Source organism: Lysinibacillus sp. AR18-8 (assembly GCF_001705465.1).
GTDB lineage: Bacteria > Bacillota > Bacilli > Bacillales_A > Planococcaceae > Lysinibacillus > Lysinibacillus capsici.
This window is the reverse complement of record NZ_MDGU01000026.1, coordinates 1-17,474: the sequence shown is the minus strand read 5'-3', so window position 1 is coordinate 17,474 and position 17,474 is coordinate 1. Positions and strand designations below refer to the sequence as shown.

Below are 17,474 nucleotides of genomic sequence, written 5' to 3'. Positions count from 1 at the left end.
CTTATTTCATTTGCTCTGGTAACCAGAGAGAAAGTTGTGGGATTAAGACAACAAGTGCTAAGAAGATAATCATTAAAATGATAAACGGTATAACGCCTTTTACCACTTCCCCAAGTTTTTCTTTTGCAATACCGCTAACCACGAAGAGATTCAATCCAACTGGTGGAGTGATCATTCCTAATTCCATATTAATCGTCATAATAATGGCAAAGTGGATTAAATTTATATCGAAGTGTGCAAGGATTGGTAATAAAATTGGTAAAGTAATTAGAATAATGGAGACGGCTTCTAAGAACATACCCATGATAAAGAACAAAATATTGACAACTATCATAAAAATCCACTTATTTAAATCACTTTCTGCAATCCATGCACCCACTTGCTGTGGTACTTGTGCATTTGTTAAATAGAGTCCAAATAACGAAGCGGCACCTATTATTAAGAAAATCATAGCGGTAATATTAATAGATTCTACTAATACTTCGCGGAAATCCTTTAGCTTCATTTCACGATAGATAAACAAGGATACAATAAGACCATAGAAAACAGCTATCACCGCTGATTCAGTTGGTGTCACAACTCCTGAATAGATTGTTCCTAAAATTAAAAAAGGTAAAAATGCTCCCCAAATGGCTTTTAAAGATTTACGCCCACGTTCTTCCCAAGAAGCTGGTTGATCTCCATTAAATCCATTGCGTTTCGCATAAACGATAGCAGCAATAATTAAAATTCCTGTTAAAGCTAATCCAGGAAGAACCCCAGCCATAAATAACTCACCAATTGATTGCTCCGAGGTGATACCATAAATAATTAGTGGAACACTCGGTGGTATTAAAATTCCTAATGTACCACCTGCTGCCACAAGTCCCATGGAATAACGTTTTTTATAGCCTGCTGAAATCATTGCTGGGATCATAATAGAGCCGATTGCTGCTGCTGTGGCAGGTGAAGAGCCTGAAATAGCGGCAAAAATAGCACAGGCAACAATTGTAACAACTGCAAGACCACCTGGCAGGTGACCAATCCATGCACGTAAAGCTTCAATTAAATATTTGGATATCCCACCGCGCGCCATTAATACGCCAGCCAGCACGAATCCTGGGATGGCCATCATAGGGAAGGAATCTAATGCAGTGAAAATGCGCTGTGGAATCATATTCATATTAAAATCTATTTGGAAGAACACTAGAATTGTTGATAGTGCTAAGCTAATAGCAACAGGTACTCGTAGAAATAATAGCAAAAAGAAACTAAGTAAGAGGATTAGCATATTCTTCATCCTTTCCTCGTAGAATATTAACTAATCGTTCTACGAATCTTAGTAAAAATAAAATACCTGAAAGAGGTAGGACTAAATATACAATCCACATTGGAATCCCGATATCAAGTGAAACCATACCAGATGTATAGCGATTTTCCACTAAAACAAAACCATAGTACGTGTAAATTAAGCAAAAGGCGATGCTCAAGCCTGTTGCTACTAAATCTAATAGACGTTTTTTCGATGGCTTTAATTTGTCATATAGAATATCCACCTGTATATGCTGATTGTGGCGAAGAGCTAAGCCAAACCCCAAAAATGTACCCCAAATTATAGAATAGCGTGCTAATTCCTCTACCCATGCTTGTGGTTCATTAAATATGTAGCGCATAATAACCCCATAAAAAATGAGCACGACACCTGCTACGAAAAAAATTCCAGCAAGAATTTCTTCTAAGTAGCCCCATATTTTATAAACGGCCTTCATGTTGTAGCCTCCTTTATTTAAAGTTAAAAACGGATGCTTTTATTCCCACTGTAAATGTTGCTGTTTGAAGTGAGCTTCTTAGCACCCGTTTGTAAGTAAGCGATATACTAATAAAATTATTGATATTGACGATAACTCACTACTACGGGCAACTTCCTAACAAAGAATACCCAAGAAATTGTTGCGATTTCCTATTCCTTACATCAACTAATTGTTGGAATAGTAAGTTTTTTTAAGAACCATGTTTATTTTAAATCACGAATACCATTAATTAGTTCTTCTGTGATAACATCAGTAAACTCTTCATAAACTGGTTCCAGTTGTTTTTTGATGGCTTCTTTTTCAGCATCTGATAGCTCAAGGACTTCAATACCAGAGTTTTTAATGTTTTCGAATGATTTTTCGTTTTCTTCCGCAGCTAAATCCCAAGCTAACGTTGTTGCCTCATTTAATGATTCTTCAACTGCTGTCAATAGCTCTGAAGGTATTTTTTCCCAGAATGTTTTGTTTACAAAGATAGCATAGTCTAGACGACCATGTTCAGATACGGAGAAGTATTTTTGAACTTCTTGATATTTTTGAGTATCAAAGTTATTAAATGTGTTTTCTTGTCCATCTACTGTTCCTTGTTGTAAGGCAGCGTACGTTTCACCAAATGCAATGGTCGCAGAACCAGCATTCAAAGCTTTAAACTGCGATTCTAAAACTTTACCTGCTTGTGCTCTGAATTTTAGTCCTTTAAAATCGTCCACTGTCACAAGTGGATGTTTGTTATTGGAAAAGTGTTTAAAGCCATTTTCCCAGAACACGAGACCTTTAATATCGTTAGCTGCTAGTTGGTCAGATTCTAGAATCAGTTTTGCAACATCTGAATTAAAGAACTTACGAGCATGCTCTTGATTTTCAAAAAGGTATGGCATATCAACATATTGCCAACGAGGATCGATTTTTACCATTTTCGTTACAGAAGGCGCAATCATATGCACATTTCCTGATACTAAGGCATCTAATTCATCATTATCTCCATATAGTTGTGAGGATGGATAAACCTCAACGTTCACTTTACCTTCTGTTTTTTCATCCACTAGTTTTGCAAATGCCTCAGCTGCTTTACCTTTAACACTATCAATTGAAGTTACATGAGAGAATTTAATAACAAGAGGTTTTTCTTTGGTGTAGCCACCATCTCCCTCAGCTGCTGGAGCAGAAGCTGCTTCTTTTTTGTCGCCACCACAAGCCGCAAGTACTAGTAAAAGCAAAGCCATGAATGACATGAAAAGCCATTTTTTCATTCTATATCCCCCTAAAATTTATATTTATAGTTAAAAGGGCAACCTTTTAAACCCTAGTTAATGAAATTGATTTTTAGGAAGTGCCTCAATATATTTAAAACCATAATTTTCTGCATAATAGTCGTATACAGGTTTAAAGGCGTTCTCCCAATCCTCTATTTCTTCCTCCGTTAAATAATGAATTTGTATGCATTGACATGCTTCCATTTCCTGAAGTCTTTCCGTACTTAAATTCTCTGCTTGTTGCCACTCCCATTTTTGTACTTCCTCAAGAGTATCAATCAAAAGCTCCTGTACATTTTTAGGGAGGGAATTCCAAAATTCATTATTCATTAATAACAAATAGCCTAGATAACCATGATTACTAATAGTTAAGTAATCTTGAAGTGAATGTAGATTTTTGCTTGTAATATTAGTGAGCGTATTTTCTTGCCCATCAACATTGCCTTTTTGTAGTTGATGGAAGACCGTATTAAAATCAATTCGTCTAGGATAGGCACCGGCAATGGAAAATTGCTCTGCTAAAATATCACTTGGCATTATTCTCATGCGTAAACCTTGTAGATCAGTTAAGTTTTGGATGGGACGAATACTATTACTTAACTGTTTAAAGCCACTATCCCATACGCCCATCGAGATTAGATTGTGTTTATTTAATCTCTTCATTAATGATTGTCCAACTTCGCTTTCAACATATGTATGAACTTCTTGTGCATTTTTAAATGCATAAGGTAAATCCATGACAGACCATTCGGGTACAAACGTAGTAATTTTTGAAATGGCAGGGGCAATCATCTGAATATCTCCTCTTAAAAGAGCATTCATCTCCTCACCATCCTTGTACAGTACACCATTCGGGAAAACTTGAATTTCTACATGACCATTACTTCGTTCCTTAATAAGCTCTGCAAATTTAATTGCTGCCATTCCTTTAGGGGTGTTTTCACCAACAACATGTGAAAAGCGAATGACAATTTGTTCTTCATGACTTAATTGCTCATTGTCAGTTGGATAGGTCTGCTGTTGACAACCTATGAGGATGGTTAAAAAACATAAGTTTAAGAAAAGTACTTTTATAGGGTTACGCCACATGTTAATTCACTCCTAACTGTATAAGATGTGAACGCTTTCTATTGTATTTTATACGAATAAATATTCAATATTATGGTTATAATGAACATTTTGGTATTTATGGTATATAACAATTAGTTATATTGATAAATTGTTATAATACAAGATAATTGCTAGAGAAAAAAGAATCTGCTTACTTTTCTTTTATTAATGTGCATAGTAAAGCATCATAAACCTATGCATAATAAGAAAAATAGCAGATTCTATATGAGTTTTTATTTTTATAACTATTTATGCTTAACTATTTTATGGAATAATATTTCGTTGGTCGTCCAACTGTTCCATATTGTAGTTCAATGCTAACGGTTCCTTTAGTTGCTAAAAAATCTAAATATTTCCTAACTGTGACCCTTGCCATTCCAACATTTTGAGCCAGCTGCTCGGAGGTTATAGCTACTCGATATGTTGTTAAATAATCTAATATTTGTTTCATCGTTAAATTGTTTAAGCCTTTAGGTAATTCATTTGACTCTTGTTGTATACCTAGCCAACTATCAATATCCTCTTGATTGAAGGCTGTGCAATTAGTAAACAATTTAGAGCTATTTTTATATTGCTGTAAAGCTTTTTCAAAACGTTCGAAGCGAAAGGGCTTAATGAGATAATCGCTTGCACCAAATCGTAAAGCCTCTTGAACAGTCGGTGCATCTCGCGCAGCAGTTATCAGAATAATATCTGAGGGAATCCTTTCTGAACGGAGTTTTAAAAATAAATCCATACCGGTCATATCTGGTAAAAACATGTCTAGTAAAATTAAATCTGGTTTTTTCACTTTAATTTTTTCGTAAGCATCACGACCAGTGATAGATTCGCCTACAAGCTGAAAACCAATCATTTTATTTAAAAAACCTTTATTTATTTCAAGCACCATTGGATCATCTTCTACAATAAAAACTGAAAGTTTGCTCATTGTTCTTCTATCACCCCTACCTCAATAGTAATATTTGTACCGATATTGACCGTTGATTCAACTTGTATATTTCCGTTATTAGATTCTACAATTTGTTTAACAAGTGCAAGGCCAATACCATGTCCTTCCTTTTGTTTGGTAGTAAAACCATATTCGAAAATTCGTTGCGGTAAACCTATTATCCCCAAGCCACTATCCTGTACTTCTATATATAGATAATGCTTATCGCCAATTAACGTTAATCGTACATCTTTATACGTACATTCAAAGCATGCTTCCATCGCGTTATCAAGCAAATTTCCAATTATAGTTACCAAATCACCACTAGAAAAACCGCTCATAATATCGGCTAGCTTTGAATCATCATCAATGGTCAGTTCCACGCCGAGTTCTTTTGCTCGCGAGTACTTCCCAAGTAGTAAACCTTGAATCGAGTAATCAAGTATTTTATCATGTAAAATTTGTATAATTTCCTCTTCATCCGTAATTTCATCAATAATAAGACTCAGAGCTTCATCATTACGATCTAGTTGAATTAATCCTGCAATACTATGTAAACGGTTCATATATTCATGTTGTTGAGCTCGTAAGGAATCCACAAGCATTTTAATCCCTGTTAATTCTTCAGCTAACATATTTGCCTCTTTACGATCCGTTAACATTATAAGATATCCGGCATTTTGATCTAAAATTCGAATAGGGAAGGTGCGTACTAAATACATCTGGTCATGTATAAGTAGAGGTCTATATATTTCATGCTGCTGTAAAATGTCTTCCGCAAGCCATGTCCCATTAAATAATTCTTTGCGAGAAATACTCTGTTCAAAGAAATGAGTATATTGCCTTGCGAGGCGGTTAATAAATGATACATTACCTCTTTCGTCGGTTGCTAATATACCAATATCCATTGCCTGTATAATGCCAGATCGCTCTTCCACTAAGCGAGCGATTTCGTATGGCTCTAAATTAAATGTTTGACGCTTTAGGTGATTAGCCACCCAGACTGAACCACCTAATCCAATAGCTAGTCCCCAAAAAAGAGAAATCAATATATCAAATTGATATTCATCTAGTAGGTTGTACCATTTTGGGGTGAGTAACCCAACTGTAATAACACCAACTTGTTGTGTACCTTCTTCATTCATTATAGGAACGAATGCACGGATGGAATAGCCAAGCACTCCCTGAGCTTTTGATATGTATTCATGCTGTGAAAAAGCTTCTATTTCGTCTCCACCCTCAAAAACTGTGCCAAGTTTGCTCTCAGAAGGGTGAGAATAGCGGATTTTCTTCATATCAATAATCACGATATAATCAACATCAGTTGTTAAACGAATTCTCTCTGCAATGGGTTGAATAACTTCAAATCCATTCGGTTTCCCAACATTATTTTGTACATCTGTCAGTTGTGAAACGGTTCTCGCAATAGCAATGGCTCGTGCTCCAAATTCTTTCTCAAATGCACCCGAAAGGTTATGGATCATGATAGCACCACTTGTTGCTATAGAAAAAAGGACAATAATAAATGAAAAAATAAACATTTTTAGACGTAAAGATATATTTTTCATAGACATATAAAAGAGCGATAGCTATTAGCTTTCTTTTATACATTCATCACCCCAATTCTACAAAATAAGCATGTTTACCTTAAAACCTGCTAAAAATTCTTAGTTTATACTAAATTACCATAAATAACAAAGCTGTTGTAATACAAGATTTGTTGAAGAGTATTTTTTTTATTGTGTAGTATAACAAAACAAATGATAAATATGATTTATATTGTTGTAGTGGCGTACATATGCCAGAAAATTGCACTCTAATATATATATTTGAATAATAAAAAATATTTCACTTTCAATAAATAATTTGAAATATACATTGATTGTATTGTTGATTTTTTAAATAAAATAAAAAATATGGAAATAAAAGACGGGAATCAGCTTTTTATTCATACATATAAAAGTGAAAATCTTGTAGAAAATAGTTTCGAATTTCTCTTCTGTTCTTAAAAATTCTAGCGTAAATAAACTAAAGAAAACGTTCTTTCTGTAGATAAATAATAGAATTGATATTCTAATTAAGATTTTATTCATAAACAGTATGTGAATATATACACAAAAATAATTATTTAAGAATAATTAATATATAACGATAAAGTAGAGTAGAAAAATAATAAAATCTAGTATATGCGGATTTTTTAGTTTGTAAAACTTCATTTTTCTTAGAGGCTGTAAGATTTGTTTGGTTTTAATTTTTAAGAAAAGAATGAAAAACTTTTTGGAGAAATAATATTTTTTAGAAAAACATCTTGCATTTGAATAATTCTAAGTGGTAAATTGTTTTACATGGACGTTCATAGAATTTTCACAGGTAGCAAAAGAGGGGAGAAATGAGAATTTATGAATAAAAATAGATGGTTAATTGCATTATCTGCAATCGCTATTCACCTTTCAATCGGTGGAGCCTATGCATACAGTGTATACAAGCTACCGATTGTCACAGAAATGGGATGGAGTGAAACAAAGGTAACGATTGCCTTTACCATTATGATGGGATTAGCTGGTTTCTCAGCTGCATTATTTGGTAGTTTAGTAGAAAAAATGGGACCACGTAAATCGGCGATGGTAGCAGCTGTCTTATTTGGAGCAGGACAAGCTGGTGCTGGTGTAGCCATTTCAATGGATTCTGTTGTTATGTATTGGTTAACATATGGTGTTCTTAGTGGATTAGGAATGGGGATTGGCTATATTGCACCTGTATCAACACTTGTAAAATGGTTCCCAGACCGTCGTGGTCTAGCAACAGGTATGGCCGTACTTGGTTTTGGATCGGGTGCACTTATTACAGCACCAGTCGCAGCCAACTTAATGGAGGCAGTTGGCATTTCTACAACATACTTTATTCTAGGGGCAAGTTACTTCACGTTAATGATTTTAGGGGCTTCATATATAGCACCACCTAAGCCAGGTTATATGCCTGCTAATATGAAAGCAGCTGCCAATAATGGTAAGGACGTAGTTAAGAAAGATTTAGCTGTTATGTCAGCACGAGAAGCTGTTAAAACAAAGCACTTCTGGATGCTTTGGTCCATGCATTTAGTTAATGTAACAGCAGGGATTATGATGATTTCTGTTGCTTCACCAATGGCACAGGAAATTGTCGGTCTATCAGTAGCAGGTGCTGCCGCAATGGTAGGAATTATGGGGTTATTTAATGGTGGTGGTCGTTTAATCTGGGCCGCTGTGTCTGATTATATCGGTCGTTCTAACGTTTTCGTTATTTTCTTTACTGCACAGCTAATCACATTTATCGTTTTACCACATACAACTAACGTAATTATTTTCCAAGCACTTATCTTCTTAGTTGTTAGTTGCTATGGTGGTGGGTTCTCAAATCTACCTGCATTTGCAAGTGATTTATTTGGCACAAAGCAACTCGGTGTGATTCATGGTTATTTATTAACAACGTGGTCATTGGGTGGAGTTTTTGGACCATTGTTAGTAAGTGCAATCAAAAATGCGTATGGAAGCTATATTCCTGTATTCTATGTATTCGCAGGTTTAATCGCAGCTTCGTTGATTATTTCCTTAACGTTACGTGCAGATGTACGTAAGCAAACAGCTTTAAAAGCAGCGCAAAATGTTGGAGATGTATCTGCTACACAATAATATGAACTTTCAATTTACTATATAGGTGTCATTTCGTGGATGGCACTTATATAGTTATTTTTTGAAGTGTTTGTTATATAACAATTGTAATTTCTTTGTTTAATGTATAACAGTGCATGTCTGAAGTCAATAACATTACTGGAAATAAAGTGATTTCGTAATTAAAAGAGAAATTTTGTAACGAAATGCACGATGAGGAACAAACTATTAAAAATTGAATCTTTTCTCAAAGAACAACGTATATAAAGTAATTAGGGAGGGATCAATCATGGGGAAATTTTCTTTAGATGAATTTGTTCATAAAACACAGCAGGACGATAATGAGAATGATTATTTTGAATTGGAAACTGAACGTGTATTAGAGGTTAATCTAAACGGTGAAGTGTGGTCAAAAATGGGCGCTATGATTTCCTATACAGGTGATATTAAATTTGAACGTGAGCGCGTCTTGGAGCATGGTCTTGGCAAAATGTTTAAAAAGGCTTTAACGGGTGAAGGTACGCAATTGATGAAAGCTAGCGGAAAGGGCAGACTCTACTTAGCGGATCAAGGAAAGAAAGTAACTGTTTTTGATTTGAAAAACGACAGTATTTGTGTCAATGGCAATGATTTACTTGCCTTTGAGCCTAGCATCGAATGGGATATACGTTTGATGCGTAAAATGGCTGGCATCATGTCAGGTGGTTTATTTAATGTAACCCTTCAAGGAACAGGGAAGGTTGCGATTACAACTCATTTTGAACCACTGACATTATTAGTGAAACCAGGTGAAACAGTATATACTGATCCGCATGCTACTGTTGCATGGTCAGGCAACTTAACACCTGAATTTAAAACAGATATTAGCTTCCGTACATTTATCGGCCGAGGCAGTGGAGAATCCATCCAGATGGCGTTTTCTGGTGAGGGCTTTGTCATTATCCAACCATTTGAAGAAGTTTATATGTCTAGTGAAAGCTAAAAAAGCGTGTCCGTTGTTCCACGGACACGCTTTTTCTCCTATTATAATGCCGCATGCATTCCTGCAATACGTCCCGTTACGAGGGCTGAAGTGATGTTATAGCCGCCTGTATAGCCATGAATATCAAGAATTTCTCCACAAAAGAACAGTCCTTCTTTTTTCTTTGAGGCCATTGTTTTTGGCTCGATTTCTTTTACAGAGACACCGCCACCTGTTACAAACGCCTTATCAAGTGACTGTGTGCCACTCACTGTTAACGTGAAGTTTACTAGTAAACGTGCTAGTTGACGAATTTTCTCTTGGGATAATTCAGCGCCCGTCAATTGAACATCAATATGTGCTCGCTCACATAAGAACAAGAGCCATCGTTCAGGTGCTATGCCTTTCCAAACATTTTTCACAGCCTTTTTCGGATCTTCTTTTATTAATTTATTTAAATATTGTAGACATGTTTCTTCATTATAATGTACCAGTGTTTGAATACGCATTGTCACGGGCTCATAGCCTGTTTTCATTAATTCTTTCACAACGAATTGACTACAACGCAAAATAGCAGGACCACTTAAACCAAAATGGGTAAAGAGCATATCCATTTGATGGGTGACGAGTGTCTTGCCTTTTTTATTTAGCACGGAGACAGCAACATCACGCAATGCTAGTCCTTGTAGTTCACGTGCTTGAATAAAATCTTCTTTTGAAATAACAGGGACTTCTGTTGGGAATAAGGTAGTGATTGTATGACCCGCACGTTCAGCCCAAGGATAGCCATCACCTGTTGAGCCTGTTTGTGGAACCGCCTTGCCCCCAACAGCTACTACGACTGCTTGACTACGGACTTCGGTGCCATCAGCAAGACGTACACCCAAAATTTTATCTTCATCCATTAGAAGCTTACTGACAGCTGTGTGTAAACGAACTTCAATATGAAGACGTTGTAGCTGTCTAATCAGCGCATCAACGACATCTTGTGCGCGATTGGATACAGGGAACATTCTACCGTGGTCCTCTTCCTTTAGGGCGACACCAAGCCCTTCAAAAAATGCAATTATATCTTCATTATTATAAACGGTAAATGGACTATAGAGAAAACGGCCATTACCGGGTATATGTTTCACAATTTCTTCAACAGGCAAACGATTTGTAACATTACAGCGTCCTCCGCCAGAAATGGCCAATTTCTTGCCTAGTTTTGTGCCTTTTTCTAACAATAACACCTTCTTTTTGCGCTCTCCAGCAGCAATCGCCGCCATTAAACCAGATGGGCCACCACCAATCACGATTACATCATACATAGTTAGAAACTCACTTTCTGTTCAAATTAGGAATCTTTCCTATTATACATGAAGTCTATATAGAGAGGGACTTTCTTTGACATTGAAAATAATAGAAAAGTGTTTTATAATTCTTTATCTCTTCTTTTGGGATGAAGAGCTTATACAGTAGAATGAAACACAATATTCTTTGTTATACAATTGGATGAATGAAAGTTTTCCTTTATTAGCATTGTCAGCATGAAATGAATGTCTTTTCGTGCTATTATGGTAAAGGTTATGCACTAAATTATGAGGTGAAAAATAGAATGTGCGGATTTATAGGTTATATTAATGGAACAAATGTGATTGATCATCATCAGACGATAGAAAATATGATGAATACAATTATTCACCGCGGACCGGATAGCGGCGGTATTCATAGTGACGATAAAGTAACGTTAGGTTTCCGTCGATTAAGTATTATTGACTTATCAGACGTAGCGAATCAACCATTATATAGTGAAGACGGCAATATCGTGCTTGTATTTAATGGAGAGATTTTTAACTTCCAAGAGCTGCGTGCAGATTTAATTGAAAAAGGTCATACGTTTAAAACACAATCAGATAGTGAAGTTATTATTTATGGCTATGTAGAATATGGCGTAGATTTTGTGAAGAAACTGCGTGGGATGTTTGCCTTCTGTATTTGGGATAAAAAGAATGATTTACAGTTCATTGCGCGCGATGGCTTTGGAATCAAACCATTGTATTACTCTGAGCATACAACAGACGGTACGTTTATTTTTGGCTCTGAGATTAAATCATTTTTACCACACCCATCATTTATTAAAGAGTTAAATAAACAGGCACTTCGCCCCTATTTAACATTCCAGTATTCATCTATGGATGAAACATTCTTTAAAGGTGTCTTTAAATTACCACCAGCACACTATATGCTGATTCAAAATGGACAAAAGCAAATCGTGCAATATTGGGATAAAAAATTCCATGCAAAAGAAGCACCAATCGAAAAATATATTGAAGAAATTCGTTCAACTGTTAAAGAATCTGTAGAGGCTCATCAAATCAGTGATGTAAAAGTTGGTTCATTCTTATCGGGTGGTATTGACTCTAGTTATATTACGTCTTTATTACGCCCAGATAAATCCTTCTCAGTCGGTTTTGCGGACTATGAAGATATGTTCAATGAGACAAATCTTGCAAAAGATTTATCAGATACTTTGAATATTCAAAATGAACGTAGATACATTACCGCAGATGAGTGCTTTGAAGCGCTACCTAAAATTCAATGGCATATGGATGAACCACAATCCAATCCATCTTCAGTGCCACTTTACTTCCTTTCGGAGCTTGCTTCAAAAGATGTAACGGTTGTCTTATCAGGTGAAGGTGCTGATGAAATTTTTGGTGGGTATGCTTGGTATCAAAACTCAGGAAGAATGCAAAAATACGAAAAATTACCATTAGGTCTTCGTAAAACATTACGTGGAATGGCAGAAGCCCTACCGAAAAATCAATACACGAATTTCCTTATTAAAGGTGCTCAAACAGTAGAAGAGCGTTTTATTGGGGAAGCGGTAGTTTGGGATGAAGTGGATGCTATTAATGTTTTAAAGCCAGCTTATAAAAATGCGCCATCTGTAAAATCGATTACAAAACGTATTTATGATGAAGTACCTGGCGATGATGATGTGACAAAAATGCAGTATCTAGATCTAAATCTTTGGATGCCTGGTGATATTTTATTAAAGGCAGATAAAATGAGTATGGCACACTCAATTGAATTACGTGTACCATTTTTAGATAAAGAAGTAATGGAGTTAGCGAAAAATATTCCTTCAAGATACCGTGTGAATGATATCGATACAAAATATGTTCTACGTCAAGCTGCGCATCAGGAATTGCCAGAAGAATGGGCAAAGCGTCCGAAGCTTGGATTCCCAGTGCCAATTCGTCACTGGTTACGTGAAGAAAAGTATTACAGTATGGTAAAAGAAATGTTTACAACTGACTTTGCAAATGAATTTTTTGATACAAAACAATTAGTTGGCTATCTAGATGAGCACTACGAAGGGAAAGCAAATCGCGGTCGTTATATTTGGACAGTTTATGTATTCCTAGTATGGTACAAAAAGTTCTTTGTGGACATGGTATAAGAAATACCTAATCGGTGGGGATGTTCAATTCCTCACCGATTATTTTAAGGCCTTTTTTCATCAAGTTTCTTTATGAATGAACTTTTTGGTGTTTTTATGCGTCTCATTTCCTATAAATATGTTAAGATTACAGTTGGTTTACTTTATTGCTTTTAGAGTGACAGCGCTTGCATATCGTTTGTTTTAAAACGAAAAAGTTTTATAAGTATGCTTTGAAGTGTTACGATAATAATATTGATTTTACAATGAATGGATGGGTATGATGTCCAATTTAATGAAAGGTACTGCGATATTAACAATGGGGATGTTTTTATCGAAGGTACTCGGATTAATTTATATTTTTCCGTTTTATGCAATTGTTGGCGAGAAGAACATTGCGCTTTACCAATATGCATATATTCCCTATTCAATTATGCTGGCAATCGCCATTTCAGGTGCGCCAATAGCCGTCTCTAAATTTGTATCCAAATATAATGCAATGGGAGATTATCAATCGGGGCGCAAGCTGATGAAATCTGGCATTCTTATTATGATGATGACTGGCTTTGCAGCATTTATTGCCCTCTTTCTACTTGCTACGCCAATTGCAGGGCTAGTTATTAAGAGTGAGGAACAGGTCTTTACAGTTGAACAAATTGCTTCAGTAATACGATGGGTTAGTTTTGCCTTAATCGTAGTGCCATTTATGAGTCTATGGCGGGGCTTCTTCCAAGGCTACGACAAAATGGAGCCAACTGCCGTTTCACAATTGGTGGAACAAATTGTGCGGATTGTTGTGTTACTTGGTGGGTCGTTCCTAGTGGTGATTGTGTTTAAAGGAAAACCAGAGACAGCCATCTCCTTTGCTGTGTTTGCTGCATTTATCGGGGCAATCGGTGGATTAGGTGTTCTTTATTATTACTGGAAAAAATATCAGCCTGAATTTAACTTATTACGTAGCCAAAGTGTGACTTCCACACAGCTACCAATGTCCAATATTTATAAAGAAGTGATTACCTATTCCATCCCAATGGTGTTTGTAGGGGTGGCGAATCCGTTGTTCCAATTAGTCGACATGCTTACGTTTAATGGAGCGATGACGTCCATTGGTTTAGCAGAAGTAACAGATACTTATTTATCGATGATTAACTTTATGACACATAAAGTTGTTATCATCCCTGTTATGCTAGCGACTGGATTTTCGATGGCGCTTGTACCAACAATTACAAAATATTTTACACAGGGGGAGTATTTAGCGCTCCGCCATGCAATGGATAAAACCTATCAAATTTTAATCTTTATTACATTGCCAGCTGTGGTTGGTATTTCTCTATTAGCCAATGAAATTTATTTTATGCTTTATTCAGAAAGCGAAATGGGAGCAACCATTTTAGCGCATTATGCACCTGTTGCGATTTTATTTGCGTTATTCCAAGTCACAGCAGCCTTACTTCAAGGAATTGATTTTCAAAAGTGGATTGTTTTTAGCTTATTATCTGGAATTTTCGTAAAGCTAGCATTAAATATTCCTTTAATTCGCTGGTTAGAGGCTGATGGTGCTATAGTAGCTACAGCTATTGGCTACAGTGTTTCGATTATCATTAATATGCTTGTGTTACGAAAAACGTTGAATTATCGATCAGAAATGGTTGTGCGTCGTGTCATGCTAATTGCTTTATTGACAATGGCGATGGCCATTAGCGTGCTGATTGTGCATAAATTATTGGAATTACTAATGGGACCAGTTGATAGTAAATTCTCAGCATTACTATTCTCAATTATTTGTGCGGGTGTTGGTGCGGCTGTTTATGGCTTTTTATCATTACGCCTAGGTTTAGCCCAAAAGCTATTAGGTGAACGATTAACCCGTATTATGAGTAAACTGGGATTGAAATAGGAGTGGAACGATGCGTTTAGATAAATTACTAGCAAATATGGGGTACGGCTCTCGTAAGGAAGTGAAGCAGCTATTAAAGCAAAAAGCTGTCACAGTAGACGGTGATTATGTCAAGGATGCAGCTTTACACGTAGACCCAGAAAAGCAAATTGTATCAGTGTTTGGAGAGCGCGTTGTTTATACAGAATTTGTTTATTTTATAATGAATAAACCGCCTGGTGTTATTTCTGCCACTGAAGATTTAAGAGATGAAACAGTCATTGATTTATTAGAGCCATTACACCAGCATTTTCAACCGTTTCCTGTTGGTCGATTAGATAAAGACACAGAAGGGTTGCTCTTATTAACAAACGATGGTCAATTAGCTCATAATTTATTGTCTCCCAAAAAGCATGTGCCAAAAGTTTATTACGCACAGATTGAAGGCGTTGTGACAGAAGAAGATGCCGAGAAATTTGCAAATGGTGTTGAGCTAGATGATGGCTATGTTACAAAACCTGGAAAGCTTGTGATCTTAAAGTCTGCACAGCAATCTGAAATAGAGCTAACGATTCAAGAAGGCAAGTTTCATCAGGTAAAGCGAATGTTTGAGGCTGTAGGAAAACGTGTAACATATTTAAAGCGTATTTCCATGGGAAGCCTGAAATTAGATGAAAATCTAGCGTTAGGTGAATATCGTGAGCTCACTGCTAAAGAGCTAAACGGTCTACAAAACAATCATTAAACATATTATTCCTCGATGCCTCACATAGCATCGGGGATTTTTATATACAGTAATATGACTGTAACTGTATAATATGAAATGAGTTATTGTGATATAGTCATAGAATGTATCATATTTTGAAATATTCCCCAAAAGACGATGGTATAAAATAAGTAGAGGACAATTAAATGAAGAACCTGCGTATTAAATTATTACTATCTCTAATAGCATTTGCAGTCATACTTGTTGCTGTTATTTCATATGTGAACCGACAAATACTGGTAACAGAGATAGAAAAGCAAGTGAGCATGAATAAAATATTAATTGAAAATCATATTTTGACAGATATGCAAACTGTCGATGATGCCCATTTTTATTTTGATAATAATATTTCAGACAAAATGGAACAGGAGCTTAGACAGCTAAAAAACTATTACCATGAAAACCCTAATGTAGCTACTTGGGATTTGCAGCAAATGAAAAAGAAACATGGTATGGATATTTACATAGTGGATCAATCAAATACAGTAGTTTACACAACTTTTGCCAAAGATATTGGCTTGAATTTCTCGCTTTGCTGTCAACGTTTTTCTGCTTTATTAGATGAACGGCGCGCTAGTGGCGAATTTTTTACAGATGGACTCGATATTTCAACATCAACAGGTGAATATCGGAAATTTGGCTATCTGGCAACACATGATAAGAAATATTTGCTCGAGTTAGGTATAGACCTACTAAATGATCCTGTCTTCCAAACCTTTAATTTTGAGAAAACTGCACAGTACTTAATAGGTAAGTATATTGATTTAGTGGATGTGCAAGCTATTAATGCAGGTGGCGTTTTCTTTAATGATTCAAGATCAAAGAGAATCACTGTACAGGAGCAATCTAAGAAATTTCAAGAATACTTCGAGCTAGCAAAGAAAACAATGGAGCCAGTTGAGTATGAAAAGGCTTTAGACAATGGGTATATAGAAACACATCGTTTTCTGCCCTATGAAGCAGAGACAGTGAGAGGGGAGTCATCCAAAAGAATTGTCTATGTGAAATTTATCAATTTCACTAAAATGGAAGCTCTCCAAAAAAATACGAAACAATTTTGGATTCTACTGTCTATTGCCCTACTAACATCCTTTATTATGCTGTTAGTTATTAATAAAATTTTATCTAAAACAATACACCTAGCTACCTTCGATCCGTTAACTGGTGTCTTTAACCGTGCTACATATATTAGGAAAATTGATAATTTATTAAGAAAAAGAAAATTGAATGTGCCAGGTTTATTGTTAATTGATTTAGATAACTTTAAACAAGTAAACGATCAATTTGGTCATGTAGAAGGAGATCATATCCTCATTGAAACAGCGAAAATTTTAAAGCATGTTGTGAAACAAAGTGGCTTTGTTGTACGCTTCGGTGGGGATGAATTTGCCATTGTTTTATACGATACAACAGAGGAACAGATGCAGCACATAGCAGAGGACATTTTGACTCAAATAAGGTCAGTTAGATATGATGGCCAAGCTAGCGAGAAATGGTCTGTGTTGTCTGTGAGCATGGGCGGAGCCATTTATAATCATGCTGAGGATACAGAAATGAGCTTATTTGAACGGGCCGATAAAGCGCTTTATCAATCCAAAAATGCTGGTAAGGATCAATATTCTAGTTTTGCAGAGGTCGCTGCTGACGAGGATTATATTAGTTAAAAAACGCCCCATTCTATCGATAGCATAATTATGAACTGCTCCCCAAATG

13 protein-coding genes are annotated in these 17,474 nt (G+C 35.9%); 6 read left to right on the top strand and 7 right to left on the bottom strand.

The window, feature by feature from the left end; all coding sequences use genetic code 11:
* Position 1: 1 nt before the first annotated feature.
* From BFM98_RS17995 to BFM98_RS17970, 6 genes are all read right to left on the bottom strand, one after another.
* Positions 2–1,270, bottom strand: a complete 1,269-nt coding sequence (locus tag BFM98_RS17995; protein WP_048391134.1) for a TRAP transporter large permease — start codon at positions 1,268–1,270, stop codon at positions 2–4.
* Positions 1,251–1,748, bottom strand: coding sequence for a TRAP transporter small permease (locus BFM98_RS17990; RefSeq protein WP_048391136.1), 498 nt, complete (start codon positions 1,746–1,748; stop codon positions 1,251–1,253). Before BFM98_RS17990 ends, BFM98_RS17995 begins: the two co-directional genes overlap by 20 nt.
* 245 nt (positions 1,749–1,993) lie before the next feature.
* On the bottom strand, positions 1,994–3,040 hold the full coding sequence (locus BFM98_RS17985) for a DctP family TRAP transporter solute-binding subunit (RefSeq protein ID WP_066038083.1): 1,047 nt from the start codon (positions 3,038–3,040) through the stop codon (positions 1,994–1,996).
* Between the two features lie 57 nt (positions 3,041–3,097).
* Positions 3,098–4,132 (bottom strand): DctP family TRAP transporter solute-binding subunit, encoded by a 1,035-nt coding sequence (locus tag BFM98_RS17980; RefSeq protein WP_066038082.1) that lies wholly within the window; start codon positions 4,130–4,132, stop codon positions 3,098–3,100.
* A gap of 280 nt (positions 4,133–4,412) precedes the next feature.
* Positions 4,413–5,081 (bottom strand): response regulator, encoded by a 669-nt coding sequence (locus tag BFM98_RS17975; protein WP_066038081.1) that lies wholly within the window; start codon positions 5,079–5,081, stop codon positions 4,413–4,415.
* Positions 5,078–6,649, bottom strand: coding sequence for an ATP-binding protein (locus BFM98_RS17970; RefSeq protein ID WP_254660059.1), 1,572 nt, complete (start codon positions 6,647–6,649; stop codon positions 5,078–5,080). The genes BFM98_RS17975 and BFM98_RS17970 overlap by 4 nt, the downstream gene beginning before the upstream one ends.
* Positions 6,650–7,480: 831 nt before the next feature.
* Here BFM98_RS17970 and BFM98_RS17965 point away from each other — a divergent pair.
* Both BFM98_RS17965 and BFM98_RS17960 read left to right on the top strand, forming a co-directional pair.
* Positions 7,481–8,749 (top strand): L-lactate MFS transporter, encoded by a 1,269-nt coding sequence (locus BFM98_RS17965; RefSeq protein WP_004226054.1) that lies wholly within the window; start codon positions 7,481–7,483, stop codon positions 8,747–8,749.
* A gap of 268 nt (positions 8,750–9,017) precedes the next feature.
* Entirely contained in the window at positions 9,018–9,710 is a 693-nt protein-coding gene (locus BFM98_RS17960; RefSeq protein WP_036118779.1) for an AIM24 family protein, read from the top strand.
* A 41-nt stretch (positions 9,711–9,751) separates the two neighbouring features.
* Here the strand turns inward: BFM98_RS17960 and BFM98_RS17955 are convergent, their stop codons facing one another.
* Positions 9,752–11,002, bottom strand: a complete 1,251-nt coding sequence (locus BFM98_RS17955; protein WP_048393473.1) for a BaiN/RdsA family NAD(P)/FAD-dependent oxidoreductase — start codon at positions 11,000–11,002, stop codon at positions 9,752–9,754.
* Positions 11,003–11,289: 287 nt separating this feature from the next.
* Between BFM98_RS17955 and asnB the strand changes: the two genes are divergently transcribed.
* The 4 genes from asnB (at position 11,290) to BFM98_RS17935 (ending at position 17,425) form a co-directional block, all read left to right on the top strand.
* Positions 11,290–13,140, top strand: coding sequence for an asparagine synthase (glutamine-hydrolyzing) (gene asnB / locus BFM98_RS17950; protein WP_048393475.1), 1,851 nt, complete (start codon positions 11,290–11,292; stop codon positions 13,138–13,140).
* Between the two features lie 262 nt (positions 13,141–13,402).
* Positions 13,403–15,016 carry a putative polysaccharide biosynthesis protein gene (locus tag BFM98_RS17945; protein WP_081011001.1) on the top strand — a complete coding sequence of 538 codons (1,614 nt, stop codon included), beginning with the start codon at positions 13,403–13,405 and terminating at the stop codon, positions 15,014–15,016.
* A 10-nt stretch (positions 15,017–15,026) separates the two neighbouring features.
* The gene (locus BFM98_RS17940) at positions 15,027–15,740 is read left to right on the top strand and encodes a pseudouridine synthase (protein WP_066038079.1); all 714 of its coding nucleotides are present in this window, start codon (positions 15,027–15,029) and stop codon (positions 15,738–15,740) included.
* A 167-nt stretch (positions 15,741–15,907) separates the two neighbouring features.
* Positions 15,908–17,425, top strand: a complete 1,518-nt coding sequence (locus tag BFM98_RS17935) for a GGDEF domain-containing protein (RefSeq protein ID WP_048393479.1) — start codon at positions 15,908–15,910, stop codon at positions 17,423–17,425.
* Positions 17,426–17,474: the final 49 nt, after the last annotated feature.

What these genes read in the sequence shown, in the direction of transcription:
- BFM98_RS17980 (WP_066038082.1), bottom strand. Translation starts at nt 4,132, where the DNA reads ATGTGGCGTAACCCTATAAAAGTACTTTTCTTAAACTTATGTTTTTTA.
- BFM98_RS17935 (WP_048393479.1), top strand. Translation starts at nt 15,908, where the DNA reads ATGAAGAACCTGCGTATTAAATTATTACTATCTCTAATAGCATTTGCA.
- BFM98_RS17955 (WP_048393473.1), bottom strand. Translation starts at nt 11,002, where the DNA reads ATGTATGATGTAATCGTGATTGGTGGTGGCCCATCTGGTTTAATGGCG.
- BFM98_RS17965 (WP_004226054.1), top strand. Translation starts at nt 7,481, where the DNA reads ATGAATAAAAATAGATGGTTAATTGCATTATCTGCAATCGCTATTCAC.
- BFM98_RS17945 (WP_081011001.1), top strand. Translation starts at nt 13,403, where the DNA reads ATGTCCAATTTAATGAAAGGTACTGCGATATTAACAATGGGGATGTTT.
- BFM98_RS17960 (WP_036118779.1), top strand. Translation starts at nt 9,018, where the DNA reads ATGGGGAAATTTTCTTTAGATGAATTTGTTCATAAAACACAGCAGGAC.
- asnB (WP_048393475.1), top strand. Translation starts at nt 11,290, where the DNA reads ATGTGCGGATTTATAGGTTATATTAATGGAACAAATGTGATTGATCAT.
- BFM98_RS17940 (WP_066038079.1), top strand. Translation starts at nt 15,027, where the DNA reads ATGCGTTTAGATAAATTACTAGCAAATATGGGGTACGGCTCTCGTAAG.
- BFM98_RS17975 (WP_066038081.1), bottom strand. Translation starts at nt 5,081, where the DNA reads ATGAGCAAACTTTCAGTTTTTATTGTAGAAGATGATCCAATGGTGCTT.
- BFM98_RS17995 (WP_048391134.1), bottom strand. Translation starts at nt 1,270, where the DNA reads ATGCTAATCCTCTTACTTAGTTTCTTTTTGCTATTATTTCTACGAGTA.
- BFM98_RS17990 (WP_048391136.1), bottom strand. Translation starts at nt 1,748, where the DNA reads ATGAAGGCCGTTTATAAAATATGGGGCTACTTAGAAGAAATTCTTGCT.
- BFM98_RS17970 (WP_254660059.1), bottom strand. Translation starts at nt 6,649, where the DNA reads ATGAAAAATATATCTTTACGTCTAAAAATGTTTATTTTTTCATTTATT.
- BFM98_RS17985 (WP_066038083.1), bottom strand. Translation starts at nt 3,040, where the DNA reads ATGAAAAAATGGCTTTTCATGTCATTCATGGCTTTGCTTTTACTAGTA.